This is a genomic window from Aeromicrobium sp., assembly GCF_032084975.1.
Lineage (GTDB): Bacteria > Actinomycetota > Actinomycetes > Propionibacteriales > Nocardioidaceae > Aeromicrobium.
Window position 1 is genome coordinate 78,036 of the sequence record NZ_DAMDLR010000005.1, and the last position, 13,861, is coordinate 91,896.

Annotated in this window: 16 protein-coding genes; 6 read left to right on the forward strand and 10 right to left on the reverse strand. The window is 70.5% G+C overall.

Going from position 1 to position 13,861, the window contains the following annotated elements; all coding sequences use genetic code 11:
- Positions 1 to 109: 109 nt before the first annotated feature.
- A complete protein-coding gene (miaB, locus tag RT323_RS02390) occupies positions 110 to 1,594 on the reverse strand; it encodes a tRNA (N6-isopentenyl adenosine(37)-C2)-methylthiotransferase MiaB (RefSeq protein WP_313404680.1) in 1,485 nt (494 codons plus the stop codon).
- A gap of 89 nt (positions 1,595 to 1,683) precedes the next feature.
- On the opposite strand from miaB, the gene RT323_RS02395 reads away from it, so the two are divergent.
- Positions 1,684 to 2,259: a nitroreductase gene (locus tag RT323_RS02395; RefSeq protein WP_313404682.1), complete on the forward strand. Its 576-nt coding sequence runs from the start codon at positions 1,684 to 1,686 to the stop codon at positions 2,257 to 2,259.
- A 3-nt stretch (positions 2,260 to 2,262) separates the two neighbouring features.
- Here RT323_RS02395 and RT323_RS02400 read toward each other — a convergent pair whose 3' ends face one another.
- Positions 2,263 to 3,591, reverse strand: a complete 1,329-nt coding sequence (locus RT323_RS02400; RefSeq protein WP_313404684.1) for an MFS transporter — start codon at positions 3,589 to 3,591, stop codon at positions 2,263 to 2,265.
- Positions 3,592 to 3,761: 170 nt separating this feature from the next.
- On the opposite strand from RT323_RS02400, the gene RT323_RS02405 reads away from it, so the two are divergent.
- From RT323_RS02405 to RT323_RS02425, 5 genes are all read left to right on the forward strand, one after another.
- Positions 3,762 to 4,490, forward strand: coding sequence for an amino acid ABC transporter ATP-binding protein (locus RT323_RS02405; protein WP_313404716.1), 729 nt, complete (start codon positions 3,762 to 3,764; stop codon positions 4,488 to 4,490).
- 50 nt (positions 4,491 to 4,540) lie between these two features.
- Complete coding sequence (locus RT323_RS02410; RefSeq protein ID WP_313404686.1) at positions 4,541 to 5,431, forward strand: glutamate ABC transporter substrate-binding protein; 891 nt, start codon at positions 4,541 to 4,543, stop codon at positions 5,429 to 5,431.
- A gap of 82 nt (positions 5,432 to 5,513) precedes the next feature.
- The gene (locus tag RT323_RS02415) at positions 5,514 to 6,170 is read left to right on the forward strand and encodes an amino acid ABC transporter permease (RefSeq protein WP_313404688.1); all 657 of its coding nucleotides are present in this window, start codon (positions 5,514 to 5,516) and stop codon (positions 6,168 to 6,170) included.
- A complete protein-coding gene (locus RT323_RS02420; RefSeq protein WP_313404690.1) occupies positions 6,167 to 7,018 on the forward strand; it encodes an amino acid ABC transporter permease in 852 nt (283 codons plus the stop codon). Before RT323_RS02415 ends, RT323_RS02420 begins: the two co-directional genes overlap by 4 nt.
- A 29-nt stretch (positions 7,019 to 7,047) precedes the next feature.
- Positions 7,048 to 8,544, forward strand: coding sequence for an amidohydrolase family protein (locus RT323_RS02425; protein WP_313404692.1), 1,497 nt, complete (start codon positions 7,048 to 7,050; stop codon positions 8,542 to 8,544).
- Positions 8,545 to 8,547: 3 nt separating this feature from the next.
- Here RT323_RS02425 and RT323_RS02430 read toward each other — a convergent pair whose 3' ends face one another.
- The 8 genes from RT323_RS02430 to RT323_RS02465 form a co-directional block, all read right to left on the reverse strand.
- On the reverse strand, positions 8,548 to 9,006 hold the full coding sequence (locus RT323_RS02430; RefSeq protein WP_313404694.1) for a hotdog fold domain-containing protein: 459 nt from the start codon (positions 9,004 to 9,006) through the stop codon (positions 8,548 to 8,550).
- A gap of 62 nt (positions 9,007 to 9,068) precedes the next feature.
- Entirely contained in the window at positions 9,069 to 10,709 is a 1,641-nt protein-coding gene (locus RT323_RS02435; RefSeq protein WP_313404695.1) for an ABC-F family ATP-binding cassette domain-containing protein, read from the reverse strand.
- Positions 10,710 to 10,782: 73 nt separating this feature from the next.
- Positions 10,783 to 11,301 (reverse strand): regulatory protein RecX, encoded by a 519-nt coding sequence (locus tag RT323_RS02440; RefSeq protein WP_313404697.1) that lies wholly within the window; start codon positions 11,299 to 11,301, stop codon positions 10,783 to 10,785.
- Positions 11,301 to 12,416 carry a recombinase RecA gene (gene recA / locus RT323_RS02445; protein WP_313404699.1) on the reverse strand — a complete coding sequence of 372 codons (1,116 nt, stop codon included), beginning with the start codon at positions 12,414 to 12,416 and terminating at the stop codon, positions 11,301 to 11,303. Before recA ends, RT323_RS02440 begins: the two co-directional genes overlap by 1 nt.
- 188 nt (positions 12,417 to 12,604) lie before the next feature.
- A complete protein-coding gene (locus RT323_RS02450) occupies positions 12,605 to 13,153 on the reverse strand; it encodes a type 1 glutamine amidotransferase domain-containing protein (RefSeq protein ID WP_313404701.1) in 549 nt (182 codons plus the stop codon).
- A gap of 15 nt (positions 13,154 to 13,168) precedes the next feature.
- Positions 13,169 to 13,363 carry a DUF3046 domain-containing protein gene (locus RT323_RS02455; protein ID WP_313404703.1) on the reverse strand — a complete coding sequence of 65 codons (195 nt, stop codon included), beginning with the start codon at positions 13,361 to 13,363 and terminating at the stop codon, positions 13,169 to 13,171.
- Positions 13,360 to 13,656, reverse strand: coding sequence for a helix-turn-helix transcriptional regulator (locus RT323_RS02460; RefSeq protein ID WP_313404705.1), 297 nt, complete (start codon positions 13,654 to 13,656; stop codon positions 13,360 to 13,362). The genes RT323_RS02455 and RT323_RS02460 overlap by 4 nt, the downstream gene beginning before the upstream one ends.
- Positions 13,640 to 13,861: CinA family protein (locus RT323_RS02465; RefSeq protein ID WP_313404707.1), on the reverse strand; the 222-nt coding region annotated here is incomplete at its 5' end. The genes RT323_RS02460 and RT323_RS02465, both read right to left, overlap by 17 nt.

Consider the following 13,861-nt stretch of genomic DNA (forward strand, 5'->3'; position numbering starts at 1 on the left):
TCAGCGCACGGGTGCGTACTTCACGAGGTTCTCTGGCACTTCTCGAGGATCGCAACCCTCGCGAAGTGCCAGAGAACCTACTTAACCGGGGAAACCGACAGCACCGAGCTCAGGCGGGGGCGCAGGCTGGGGCCGGGGGCAGCGGCGGCGGGACGCCGATCGCGGGCATGCCGAGGCCGACGGACCCGGGGCGGACGTCGGTGCGGCCCTGGCGGGCCTCCCAGGCGTCGCCCGCACGGGTGCGCCGGACCTCGAGTGGCTCGCCATCGGCGACGAGGTGGTGCGGCGATGCCTTCGTCACCGTGGTCACGACCATGTCGCCGGGACGGACCTCGTGGTCGCCGGGCACGAAGTGCACGAGGCGGTTGTCGCGGGCACGGCCGCTCATCCGCTGGGTCTCGGCGTCCTTGCGGCCACCCGCGTGGGCCTGGTCGGCGACGAGGAGCTCGACGACCTGGCCCTCCAGCTTCTGGTTCTCCGACCACGAGATCTCCGAGACCAGCGCGGCGAGGCGCTCGTACCGCTCCTGCACGACGGCCTTCGGCAGCTGGTCGGGCAGGTCGGCCGCGGGCGTGCCGGGCCGCTGGGAGTACTGGAACGTGAACGCGCTGGAGAACCGCGACCGGCGCACGACGTCGAGCGTGGCCTGAAAGTCCTCCTCGGTCTCGCCCGGGAAGCCCACGATGATGTCGGTGGTGATCGACGCCTCGGGCATCGCGGCGCGGACCCGGTCGATGATGCCCAGGAAGCGCTCGCTGCGGTACGACCGACGCATCGCCTTGAGGATCCGGTCGGAGCCGGACTGCAGCGGCATGTGCAGCTGGGGCATGACGTTGGGCGTCTCGGCCATGGCGGCGATGACGTCGTCGGAGAACGCGGCCGGGTGCGGCGACGTGAAGCGCACTCGCTCGAGGCCCTCGATCTGCCCGCACGCGCGCAGCAGCTTGGAGAACGCCTCGCGGTCGCCGAACTCGACGCCGTAGCTGTTGACGTTCTGGCCCAGCAGCGTGACCTCGACGACGCCGTCGGCGACGAGTGCCTCGATCTCGGCGAGGATGTCACCGGGGCGGCGGTCGCGCTCCTTGCCGCGCAACGCGGGGACGATGCAGAACGTGCACGTGTTGTTGCAGCCGACACTGATGGAGACCCACGCCGCGAAGACGGAGTCGCGCTTGGTCGGCAGCGTCGACGGGAACACCTCGAGCGACTCGAGGATCTCGACCTGCGACTCCTCGGCGATCCGCGCACGCTCCAGCAGCACGGGCAGCGAGCCGATGTTGTGGGTGCCGAAGACGACGTCGACCCACGGCGCCTTCGCCGTGATCGTCTCCTTGTCCTTCTGCGCCAGGCAGCCGCCGACGGCGACCTGCATGCCGGGCTTCTTGGCCTTGAGGCTCGCGACGTGGCCGAGGTTGCCGTACAGCTTGTTGTCGGCGTTCTCGCGGACCGCGCACGTGTTGAAGACGACGAGGTCGGGCGTGTCCCCACTCGGCGCGGCCTCGTAGCCGGCGGTCTCGAGCAGGCCCGACAGGCGCTCGCTGTCGTGCACGTTCATCTGGCACCCGTAGGTGCGCACCTCATAGGTCTTCGTCATGACCTGACAAGGATACGAGGCCGCGGAACCCATGGGGCCGCGCACCCGGACCGCGCGAGGAGCGATGGCCCGCCAGCCACAATGGCGCCATGAAGCACTTCTGCGACCCGGTCCTGGAGTCGATGGCGACCCGCCGCTCCGTCGCCAAGGTGGGACCGGAGACGCCGACGGACGACGAGCTCGTCCGCCTGCTGGACGCGGTCACCCCCGTCGCCGACCACAAGGCCCTGCGGCCGTGGCGCCTGATCCTGCTGCGCGGTGACGACCGGATGCGGCTGGCCGAGGCTCTCGACGCCGCGGCCGGCGAGGTGCGTGCCCCGGGGAAGCACAACTCGAAGCCCTTCCGCGCCGAGCTGCTGATCGCCGTCGTCGCGAGCCCGACGCCGCATCCGAAGGTGCCGCAGTGGGAGCAGCACGCGACCGCGGCCGGTGCGGCGCACCTGCTCGAGCTGGCGCTGTGGCAGGCGGGGTGGGGCGTCATGTGGCGCACGGGGATGCTCGCGAACAGCCCCGAGGTCCGCGCGGTCCACGGCCTGACGGACGACGAGCTGCTGATGGGCTGGCTCTACGTCGGCAGCATCGACGAGTCGTTCCGCACCCGGATGCTCGAGTCCAAGCGGCCGCCCCTGGACCCGCACCAGTTCCTCGGCCACCTCCCCGACTGACGGTCAGCGACGCGAGACCTCGGGCAGCCGCGAGCCGGCGAACACGCCCACGAGTCCCATCGCCGCCAGGAACAGCAGGGCCCACGCAACGTCGACGGCCGCGAGCAGCGAGCTGATCGCGCCGACCACCAGCAGGAGCACGCCGATCGCCGAGTTCGAGACCGCCACGTAGACCGTGCGACGGTCCCCCTCGGCCATGTCGACGACGTACGTCTTGCGAGCGACCCGGACACCGGTGTGCGTGAGGGTCAGGGCGAAGTAGACGGCCGTGAAGAACAGGTTCCCGGCCCAGCCCCGTGCCTCGAAGCCGGGCAGGGACACGACGGCGACGGTGGCGATGACGATGACGGCCGCCACCGCCGCGCCGACGCTCATGAGCCGCCGGCTGGACCGGTCGGCCCATCGGCCGAAGAGGCGACCGCCCAGGAGCGCGGCCAGGCCCGAGGCGATCACGAAGCCACCGAGGCCGCTGAGTGCGCCGGCCCCGGACTCGATCGACGCGGCCACGACGAACGGCGGGCTCAGCGCCGAGACGAGCAGGAGCCCCCGCACGGCGACGAAGTCGCGAAACGGCTTGTCGTCCCGCAGCAGGTCGGACATCCGGCGGAGCCATCCGTCCTCGCGATCGTCGGACCGCGATCCCTCGACCTCCTCCGGCAGCGGCTCGCGCACGCCGGCGTAGACGATCGCGACGGCGACCCACAGCGCGGCCGCGCCGCCCAGCAGGCCCGCGAACTGCGCGGATCCCAGGTCGTCTCCCCCGGTCACCCGGATCGTGACGCCGAGGGTGATCGCGACGAGTCCCGCGGCCGTCGTGGCGAGGCCGTTGATCTGGCCCCGCTCCCCCTTGGGGATCGTGCGTCCCTGGACGTCCTTGGACGCGATCGAGCACAGGCACCGCCCCAGGGCGAAGCCGGCGAGCGCGGCGATGATCGCCACACCGGCGGCGAGCCCGTGGCCGACTGCGGCGACGAGGGCCATCGCGCCCACGGCCGAGGCCTGGACGACGGCACCGGCCACGAAGATCCACTTCCGCCGACGCATCCGCAGGACCAACGGCGTGAGCACCGCCTGCGGCAGCATCGAGCCGGCCTCGCGGATCGGCACGAGCAGACCGGTCAGCGCCGACGGGACACCGAGGACCGCGAACAGCCATGGCAGCACGGTCGAGGCGTTGACGGCCTGGTCGCCGGAGGACTGCAGCGTGTTGGCCACCACCTGGCGGACGCCGTTCGGCGCGATGTCGGCCCGCACGGCAGGCGGCATCTCGCGCTCGGACTCGGGGTTCCTCCGCATCAGGGCGGAGTACAGTCGCTCGATCTGTCTCATCATCGGGCTCACGACGCGGCGGGCAGGGCAGCGCCATCGTGGCACGCGGCCCGGTGACCCGCTCCTCGGCCAGGTTGCGATCCGGTTGCGGCGGTCGCACCACGGGGCCCAACGCTTGCGTCAGGGGGCTGCCTACGGTTGGGTGAGTCGGCATGGGAGCAAGCACGACGCCGATGGTCCGCATGAGCGGCGTCCAGAAATGGTTCGGCGACCTTCACGTCCTGCAGGACATCGACTTCGAGGTCGCCCGCGGTGAGGTCGTGGTCGTCATCGGGCCCTCGGGCTCGGGCAAGTCCACGCTGTGCCGCGCGATCAACCGGCTCGAGCCGATCAACGAGGGCACGATCGAGATCGACGGCGTCCCGCTGCCCGAGGAGGGCAAGGAGCTCGCGAAGCTGCGTGCCGAGGTCGGCATGGTCTTCCAGTCGTTCAACCTGTTCAGCCACAAGACCGTGCTCGAGAACGTCACGCTCGGGCCGATCAAGGTGCTGGGCAAGCCCAAGGCCGACGCCGACAAGAGAGGCCACGAGCTGCTCGAGCGCGTCGGCGTCGAGACGCAGGCCGGCAAGCTGCCCGCCCAGCTCTCCGGCGGTCAGCAGCAGCGCGTCGCGATCGCGCGAGCCCTGGCGATGGACCCCAAGGTCATGCTCTTCGACGAGCCCACCTCCGCCCTGGACCCCGAGATGATCAAGGAGGTCCTGGACACGATGGTCGCCCTGGCCAAGGGCGGCATGACGATGGTCGTGGTCACCCACGAGATGGGCTTCGCCCGCACCGCCGCCGACCGCGTCGTCTTCATGGCCGACGGTCGCATCGTCGAGGAGAACACGCCCGACGAGTTCTTCACGAACCCGCAGAGCGACCGGGCCAAGGACTTCCTGGGCAAGATCCTCAAGCACTGAGCTCATTCACCCACTGTTTTCACCATCATGATCCCGAAGGGGGACTCACCATGAGAACACGAAGGACACGGTTCGCGGCCGTCCTGGCCGCCGGCCTGCTGGCACTGAGCGCCTGCGGCGACGCCGGCAGTGACGCCGAAGGGGATTCGGGCCCGGACGTCGAGGTCGAGGAGCAGGACTTCGAGGCCGGCACCCGCATGGCGGAGCTTCAGGAGTCGGGCACCGTCAAGATCGGCGTCAAGTTCGATCAGCCCGGCATCGGCTTCAAGGCCGCAGGTGCCGACACCCCCACCGGCTTCGATCCGGCCGTCGGCAAGATCCTGGCCGCCAAGCTCGGCATCGACGCCGACGACATCGAGTGGGTCGAGACCGTCTCGGCGAACCGCGAGCCGTTCCTGCAGAACGGCACGGTCGACTTCGTCATCGCCTCGTACTCGATCACCGACGACCGCCGCAAGGTCGTGGGCCAGGCCGGCCCGTACTACGTCACGGGCCAGAGCCTGCTGATCGCCAAGGACGACGACTCGATCAAGAGCGCCGAGGACCTCGAGGGCAAGAAGGTCTGCTCGGTCACCGGCTCGACCTCGATCGAGACCGTGGAGAAGCAGTTCGGCGCCACGCCGGCCGGCTTCGACACCTACTCCGAGTGCGTCGACCAGCTGCTCAACGGCTCGGTCGACGCGGTCACCACGGACGCGGCGATCCTGCTGGGCTACGCCGCCGAGGACCCCGACAAGCTCAAGGTCGTCGGTGAGCCCTTCTCGGAGGAGCGCTACGGCATCGGCTTCGGCAAGGACCGCCCCGAGCTGTGCGAGTTCATCAACGAGTCCCTCACGTCGGCCTTCGAGGACGGCACGTGGGAGGAGGCGTTCGACTCCACGCTCGGCAAGGGTGGCGGCGAGGCGGGCGACCCGCCCACGCTGGACCCCTGCGCCGCCTGAGCCAGCTCGTCGTCATGGGGCGGGCGCACCGCCCGCCCCATGACGCCCCCCAACGACCCGACGAGACCACAGGAGGTGTGACGTGGACTGGTTGCTGACCGAGAACGGCTGGGAGCTCTATCTCAGCGGCTTCTGGATGACGATCCGGCTCACGGCCGCCTCCGGACTGGTGGCGCTCGTCGTGGGGACGATCATCGCCACGGCGCGGGTCTCCCCCGTCCCGATCCTGCGAGGCGTCGGCACGCTGTACGTCACGCTCTTTCGCAACACTCCCCTGCTGATCCTCATCATGATCACGGTCTTCGGCCTGCCCGAGATCGGCGTGGACTTCGGCTTCTTCTGGAACGCCGTCGCCGCGATCGGCCTGTACACGGCGTCCTTCGTCAGTGAGGCGCTGCGCTCCGGGCTCAACGGCGTGCACGTCGGCCAGGCCGAAGCGGCCCGCGCCGTGGGGATGCCGTTCGTGCTGACGATGCACCACGTCGTCCTCCCGCAGGCGTTCCGCCTCGTCATCCCGCCGCTGGCCAGCGTGTTCATCGCCCTCGCGAAGAACACGTCGCTGGTCGCGGTCTTCGGCATCGCCGAGGCCGCGTACCGGATGTACGGCTTCTTCAACAAGTTCGCGAGCGAGAAGATCTCGATCTTCCTGGGCATCGCCCTGGGCTACATCGCCATCGTGGCCGTCATCAGCACCGTGTCGCACCTGCTCGAACGACGTTGGAAGGTGGCCGCGCGATGAGCGTCCTGTACGACATTCCCGGCCCCCGTGCACGGCGACGGAACCGGATCATCGCGATCGCCACGGTGGTCGGCATCGTCGCCGTCGTCGCGCTCGTCCTGCGTCAGCTCCAGGTCGGCGGCCAGCTGACCGGCGAGAAGTGGGAGGTGTTCGTCACCCCGCGCTATCTCGAGATGCTCGCCGTGGCGACACTGGCGACCCTGGGCACCGCCGCCCTCGCGATCGTGTTCGCGCTCGTCGTGGGCGTCGTCTTCGGCGTGGCGAAGCTCTCAGACCACCGCCCGGTGCGGATGTTCGCGTGGACCTTCGTCGAGTTCTTCCGTGCCGTCCCGCTGCTGATCCTGATCTACTTCATCTGGTACTTCGCGTACGAGACGCGCATCGACATCATCGCGCCGCTGGTCATCGGCCTGGTGCTGTACAACGGCTCGGTCCTGGCCGAGGTGTTCCGCGCCGGCATCAACGCGGTGCCCAAGGGCCAGGTCGAGGCCGCGTACGCACTGGGCCTGCGCAAGACCGCGGTCATGCGCATCGTCCAGCTGCCGCAGGCCATCAAGATCATGACGCCGGCACTCATCAGCCAGTGCATCGTGGCCCTGAAGGACACGTCCCTGGGCTACATCATGCTGGCGCCGGGCCTGACCAAGACCGGTCGTGACCTCTGGCGCACGTTCGACAACCGGCTCGCGACCGCGCTCGTGCTGGCAGCGATCTACATCATCTTGAACCTGATCATCGCCCGCATCGGCGTGTACGTGCAGCGTCGCCTGACGGAGTCCAAGACGGTCAAGCCCGTCGACCTCGAGTCGGTCCGCATGGGTGCCCCGGGGCTGGGGCCGAACGCCTGACGCAGAACCCCGGGAGTCACAATGGCGCCGTGAGCTCCCTGTTCCTGCGCAACGTGCGGCTCGTCCCGGTCCGCACTGCGGCCCCGGCCGAGCCCGTGTCCCTGCGCGTCGTCGATGGCGCCATCATCTCGCTCGGTCACATCGAGCCGGAGCCGGGCGATCACGTCATCGACGGCGACGGTCGATGGGCCATCCCGGGGCTGTGGGACCAGCACGTGCACTTCACCCAGTGGGCCCAGACCTTCACCCGGCTCGACGTCTCGGGCACGACCGACCCCAGCGCGGCGGTCGAGATCGTCCGTGCACACCTCGGCTCGGTGCGGGGCGGCGACTGGCTGTTCGGCTTCGGCTTCCTGCTGACCGACTGGTCGCGCCAGCCCACCGTGGCGGAGCTCGACGCCGCGACGGGTGACCGTCCGGTCGTCCTGACCAGCGGCGACGCGCACACCGGCTGGCTGAACTCAGCGGCGTTGCGTGCACTCGATGCGCCACTGGTCGACGGACCGTTGACGGAGGTCCCCTGGTTCGAGCTGATGGCACGCGTCGTCGAGCGCAACGCCCAGCAGGACGGCGAGGTCGCGGTGCGCAACGCCGTCGCCGGCGCAGCCGCCCGCGGCGTCGTCGGCGTGGCGGACTTCGAGTTCGCCACACCCCTGCACGCCTGGCCCGAGCGCATCGCCAGCGGCGCGGATGCCCTGTGGGTCCGCAGCGCCGTCTACCCCGATCACCTCGACGCCGTGATCGACTCCGGACTGCACACGGGCGCGCCACTGACCCCCGACGGGCTGGTCACGCTCGGCCCGCTCAAGATCATCTCGGACGGCTCGCTCAACACGCGCACGGCCTTCTGTCACGCTCCGTACGCGGGCGGGACCGGGCACGGCGTCCAGAACCACGACCGGGCCGAGCTGACCGAGCTGCTCCGACGCGCCACCTCCCACGGCCTGCGCGCCGCCGTGCACGCGATCGGCGACGCCGCGGCCCACGAGGCGCTGGCCGCGTTCGCCGCCTCGGGAGCGGCCGGCAGCATCGAGCACGCCCAGCTGATCACGAGCCAGGACATCGCCACGATGGCGTCCCTGGAGCTGATCGCGAGCGTGCAGCCGGGTCACCTGCTCGACGATCGTGACGTCACGGCGCAGTTGTGGCCCGACCGCACCGACCGTTGCTTCGCGCTCCGTTCGATGCTCGACGCCGGGGTCCGGGTCCGCTTCGGCTCCGACGCCCCCGTCGCCCCGCTCGACCCGTGGCACACGATGGCGGCTGCGGTGCACCGTTCCGCCGACGCACGCGAGCCTTGGAACCCGGCTGAGAGCGTCACGCCGGCCGAGGCGCTGGCCGCCAGCGTCGACGGAGCCAGCACCGTCCGGGTGGGCCAGCGCGCAGACCTCGTACTGCTCGACCGGGACCCACTCGAGGCGACCGACGACAGCGCAGGGGCCGCGGCCCTCCTGCGCGCCGTCCGGGTCGAGGCGACGGTCCGCGGTGGCCGACTCACGCACGTCGCGACCGGGCTCGGCGACTGACGCCTAGCGCGTGGGCGTGACCCACAGGTGGATCGTGCCCTCGACGGTCGCCGTTCCGTCCGCGCGGGTGGCACGGACCGTGACCGGGACGTCGGGGCCGGCGGCCCATGCGGCCTCGTCGGTCTGCGCCGTGCACACGACGTCCGAGTCGGACTTCGCCAGGTACTTCACGTCCATCCCCTTGGGCAGCCAGCGGTGGCCGGGCGGGCAGGTGGCCTCGGCGAGCAGGCCCATCGCGGCCTCGAGGCCGTTGCACGCCGCGATCGCGTGGACCGTGCCGATGTGGTTCTTCGTGGACCGCCGCAGCGGGACGACGACCTCGCCGTGGTGCGGTCGCATGTCCACCACGGACAGGTGGATGCTGCGGAAGTAGGGAGCCTTGAGTCCGTAGAGCAGGCTGAAGGCCGAGCGGCCCAGCGGCAGGGCGTTGAGCGTGCGGTAGATCGCGTGGGTGGACGGCATGCAGCCATGTTACTCATCGGTCACTTGGCGCGTCGAGAAACCGTGCGCCGGGTGGTCCGGGCTCAGGTCGCGGTGGTGACCCGACCGTCCTCGACGTGCCACCGCTGGTCCAGGCTGACGTTGTCGAGCAGTCGGCGGTCGTGGGACACCAGCAGCAACGCGCCTTCGTAGGCGGCCAGGGCCTGCTCCAGCTGCTCGATCGCAGGAAGGTCGAGGTGGTTGGTGGGCTCGTCGAGGACGAGGACGTTGACCGCACGGGCCTGGAGCACCGCCATCGCAGCGCGAGTGCGCTCGCCCGGGGAGAGGTGCCCGACCGGGCTCGCGACCTGATCGGCCTTGAGGCCGAACTTCGCGAGCAGCGTGCGGACGTCGGCCGGGGACAGCTCCGGCACGGCGTCCTCCATGGCGTCGCCGAGGGTGCTCCCCTCGGCCAGCACCGACCTGGCCTGGTCGATCTCGCCGACACTGAGCGAGGCACCCAGGGACGCGCGGCCGGTGTCGGGCTGGAGGCGGCCCAGCAGCAGGCGCAGCAGCGTGGTCTTGCCGGCCCCGTTCGGGCCGGTGATGCCGATCCGGTCGCCGGCGTTGACCTGGAGCGAGACCGGACCGAGGACGAAGCCGCCACGGCGGAGGGTCACGGACTCGAGGGTCGCCACGACCGTGCTGGAGCGAGGCGCGGACCCGATCTCGAAGCGCAGCTCCCACTCCTTGCGGGGCTCCTCGACCTCGTCCAGGCGGGCGATCCGCGACTCCATCTGGCGGACCTTCTGGGCCTGCTTCTCGGAGGACTCGCTCTGGGCCCGTCGGCGGATCTTGTCGTTGTCCGGACTCTTCCTCATCGCGTTGCGCACGCCCTGCGAGCTCCACTCCCGCTGGGTGCGTGCCCGCGCGACGAGGTCGGACTTCGTGCCGGCGAACTGCTCGTAGGCCTCGCGGGCGTGGCGGCGGACGACGTCTCGCTCCTCGAGGAACGCGTCGTACCCACCGTCGTAGACGCGGACCTGCTGCTGCGCCAGGTCGAGCTCCACGACGCGGGTGACGCACCGGGCGAGGAACTCGCGGTCGTGGGACACCAGGACGATCCCGGCGCGCAGGCCGGTGACCAGCGACTCCAGGCGTTCGAGTCCGTCGAGGTCGAGGTCGTTGGTGGGCTCGTCGAGCAGCACGATGTCGAACCTGCTGAGCAGCAGGGCCGCGAGGCCCACGCGCGCGGCCTGGCCCCCGGACAACGAGGTCATCAGCGCGTCCGCACCCACATCGAGGCGCAGTTCGCCGAGCACGCCCGGAATGCGGTCCTCCAGGTCGGGCGCACCGGAGGCGAGCCAGTGCTCGAGCGCATCGGCGTACGCGTCGTCATTACCGGGCGCGTCCGAGCCGAGCGCGGCGGCAGCGGTCTCCATCGCCTCAGTGGCGGCAGCGGCCCCGGTCCGGCGAGCGAGGTGGGCGCCGACCGTCTCGCCGACGCGCCTCTCGTGCTCCTGCGGGAGCCAGCCGATGAAGGCGTCAGAGGGTGCCGTCGACACGGTGCCGGCCAACGCCTCGGCGTGGCCCGCCAGAAGACGCAGGAGGGTGGTCTTGCCTGCACCGTTGGAGCCGACGACGCCGACCACGTCCCCCGGGGCGACGGTCAGGTCCAGATCCGCGAAGAGGGTGCGATGGGCGTGTCCGCCGGACAGGCCCTTGGCGACCAGGGTGGCACTCACGTCGCGATCGTAGAGCGCGACGATCCGGACCGACGACCGCGGGCCCGTCGCGGGACCCCCGCGACGATGGACGTCACATCGACTCGAGGGGCTCGGCCTCGGCGTCCAGCTCGGCCCGCACGACGTCGAACGCGACCTGCGGCGAGTAGCCCTTGCGCGCCAGCATCGCAGTCAGTCGGCGGATCTGCACGGTCTGGTCGAGACCCTGGACCGACCGCAGCTTGCGCTGGACGAGCCGGTGGGCGGCCTGACGCTCGTCCCCCGGGTCGACGTCGGCCAGCACCGTGTCGATGATCTCGTCGGCCACGGCCTTGCGGCGCAGCTCCATGCGCAGCACCGACGCGGCCAGACCCTTCGCACGCCCACGTTGCTCGACCCAGGCGCGAGCGAACCGCTCGTCGTCGACGAGGCCCTCGGACTGCAGCTGGTCGACGACGACCGCCGCGACGTCCTCGGGAAAGCGCCGACGCGCCAGCGCCTCGAGCAGCTCACCGCGGCTGCGGTCGCGCGCGGCCAGACGATCCATGGCGATCGTCCGGCCGGCGACGACCACAGCACGCGGGTCCGCGTCCGGGTCGGCCGGATCGAGCATCAGAAGTCGGCGGCCGAGAGGTCGCCGGACAGGTCGTCGACCACGACGGCCGGATCGTCGGCCGGCTGGTCGACCTGGGCACCGATGCCGAGGTGCTCCTTGATCCGCTTGTCGATCTCGTCGGCCAGGTCGGGGTTGTCACGCAGGAAGTTGCGCGCGTTCTCCTTGCCCTGACCCAGCTGGTCGCCCTCGTACGTGTACCAGGCGCCGGCCTTGCGGACGAAGCCCGCGTCGACGCCCATGTCGATCAGGCTGCCCTCGCGGCTGATGCCCTGGCCGTACATGATGTCGAACTCGGCCTGCTTGAACGGCGGCGCGACCTTGTTCTTGACGACCTTGACGCGGGTGCGGTTGCCGACCATGTCGGTGCCGTCCTTGAGCGTCTCGATGCGACGCACGTCCAGGCGCACGGAGGCGTAGAACTTCAGCGCCTTGCCGCCCGTCGTGGTCTCGGGGCTGCCGAACATGACGCCGATCTTCTCGCGCAGCTGGTTGATGAAGATCGCCGTGGTGCCCGAGCCGTTGATGGCGCCGGTCATCTTGCGCAGCGCCTGGCTCATCAGGCGGGCCTGCAGGCCGACGTGGCTGTCGCCCATCTCGCCGTCGATCTCGGCACGGGGCACCAGGGCGGCCACGGAGTCGATGACGATGATGTCCAGCGCGCCCGAACGGATCAGCATGTCGGCGATCTCGAGCGCCTGCTCGCCGGAGTCGGGCTGGGACACCAGGAGCGCGTCGGTGTCGACACCCAGCTTGCGCGCGTACTCGGGGTCGAGCGCGTGCTCGGCGTCGATGAAGGCCGCGACGCCGCCGGCCTTCTGGGCGTTGGCGACCGCGTGGAGCGCGACCGTCGTCTTGCCCGAGGACTCGGGACCGTAGATCTCGACCACTCGACCGCGCGGCAGGCCGCCGATGCCCAGTGCGACATCGAGCGAGATGGCGCCGGTCGGGATGATCTCGATCGGCGCACGCGCCTGGTCGCCGAGGCGCATCACGGCGCCCTTGCCGTACGAACGGTCGATCTGGGCCAGGGCGTTCTCGATCGCCTTGTCCTTGTTGGCTCGCTCCTTGGCGATGTCACGGTTGGAGGGAGTGGAACTGCTCTTGGAAGCCATCGTGCGTCCTTCGTGTCGTCGACCGTCGCGGTCGGGTGGCGGGCCATCTTCGACGGTAGGCGGACCCACTGACATTTGTGAGCCTCGTCGACTCGCCTGTGGATGCTGCCCGACCTCACCGTCGGCCTGTGGACGAGCCTAGCCGAACATCTGTTCGACGGTCGACGACACGCCGGGACGCACGGGACTCACGCCGTCAGTGCGTCTCCGATCGCGCTGACGAACGCCGGCAGGTCGTCGGGGTTGCGGCTGGTGATCAGGTTCTCGTCGACCACGACGGTCTCGTCGACCCACTCCCCTCCCGCGTTGCGGATGTCGACCGCCAGGCTCGGGAAGCTGGTCAGCCGCCGTCCCTGGACGAGGCCCGCCGAGACGAGCAGCCACGGGGCGTGGCAGATCGCCGCCACCGGCGTGCCGGACGCGAGGACCTGCTGGACGATCTGCTGCGCACGCTCCTCGGTGCGCAGGTGGTCGGAGTTGACCGTGCCGCCCGGGACGACGAGCACGTCGGCCCACGCGGGGTCGAACTCGTCGAGCGTGCCGTCGACGCGCACCGAGATCGTCTTGTCGACGTCGCCGCTCATCGCCTGGAGGTTGCCGGTGTGCGGTGCGTAGATCCGCACGTCCGCGCCAGCCTCCTCGAGGGAGTCGCGAGGGGTGGTCAGCTCGGTCTCTTCGAAGTGGTCCGTCGCGATGATCGCGACGTGCTTGCCGGTCAGGTCGGGGAGATCGCTCATGCTTCCGACGCTAACTCAGCGATCGCGTGCGGGCAGTTCGAGCGAGGCGTGGACCGCCCGCCAGACCTGCTGCGGGTCCACGCCGTCGTCGAGCGCCTCGACGGGCGTGCGGCCGCCCAGGGAGGTGATCGCCTGCTGGCGCGCCCACGACTGCGCGTAGGAGCCGCCCAGCGCGGTCTCCATGCGCTGCCAGAACTCGCTGTGCCTCACGCGGCGGAGGCCTGCGCCTCTGCCCGGGAGATCGACGAGACGGTCGCCAGGTCGGCGGCCTCCTCGACCTGCAGCAGCGAGCTGACGTCGAGCAGGACCTTGCTCAGGGGGACGTCGAGCGCCTGCGCCAGGGCGGCGAGCAGCTCGGAGCTGGCCTCCTTCTGGCCACGCTCGACCTCGGAGATGTAGCCGAGGCTGATCCGGGCGCGCTCGGAGACGTCACGCAGGGTCAGGCCTTCGGCGAGCCGGCGTGCCCGAAGCACGTCGCCGATGAGTTCACGCATCGCTGTCATGGCCACTCCCTTCCCTGCCTGACTCAACGTCCGTCGAGCCGTCGTTCTTCCCCAGCCTATAGTGCAGGTCCGCCAACACGGCCAGGACCGCGCCACGTCGGACGGCCCCGCGGTCGCCCGCCAGGTCGAGCCGGCGCACGGACACGCCGTCCGGACCGGCCACCGCCACGTGGACCGTCCCGGCGCGATGGCCCTCGGCCGGTCC

Coding starts and splice junctions, on each gene's coding strand:
- RT323_RS02460 (WP_313404705.1), bottom strand. CDS start 13,656: ATGACAGCGATGCGTGAACTCATCGGCGACGTGCTTCGGGCACGCCGG.
- RT323_RS02450 (WP_313404701.1), bottom strand. CDS start 13,153: ATGAGCGATCTCCCCGACCTGACCGGCAAGCACGTCGCGATCATCGCG.
- RT323_RS02420 (WP_313404690.1), top strand. CDS start 6,167: ATGAGCGTCCTGTACGACATTCCCGGCCCCCGTGCACGGCGACGGAAC.
- RT323_RS02410 (WP_313404686.1), top strand. CDS start 4,541: ATGAGAACACGAAGGACACGGTTCGCGGCCGTCCTGGCCGCCGGCCTG.
- RT323_RS02440 (WP_313404697.1), bottom strand. CDS start 11,301: ATGCTCGATCCGGCCGACCCGGACGCGGACCCGCGTGCTGTGGTCGTC.
- miaB (WP_313404680.1), bottom strand. CDS start 1,594: ATGACGAAGACCTATGAGGTGCGCACCTACGGGTGCCAGATGAACGTG.
- RT323_RS02405 (WP_313404716.1), top strand. CDS start 3,762: ATGGTCCGCATGAGCGGCGTCCAGAAATGGTTCGGCGACCTTCACGTC.
- RT323_RS02395 (WP_313404682.1), top strand. CDS start 1,684: ATGAAGCACTTCTGCGACCCGGTCCTGGAGTCGATGGCGACCCGCCGC.
- RT323_RS02430 (WP_313404694.1), bottom strand. CDS start 9,006: ATGCCGTCCACCCACGCGATCTACCGCACGCTCAACGCCCTGCCGCTG.
- recA (WP_313404699.1), bottom strand. CDS start 12,416: ATGGCTTCCAAGAGCAGTTCCACTCCCTCCAACCGTGACATCGCCAAG.
- RT323_RS02400 (WP_313404684.1), bottom strand. CDS start 3,591: ATGATGAGACAGATCGAGCGACTGTACTCCGCCCTGATGCGGAGGAAC.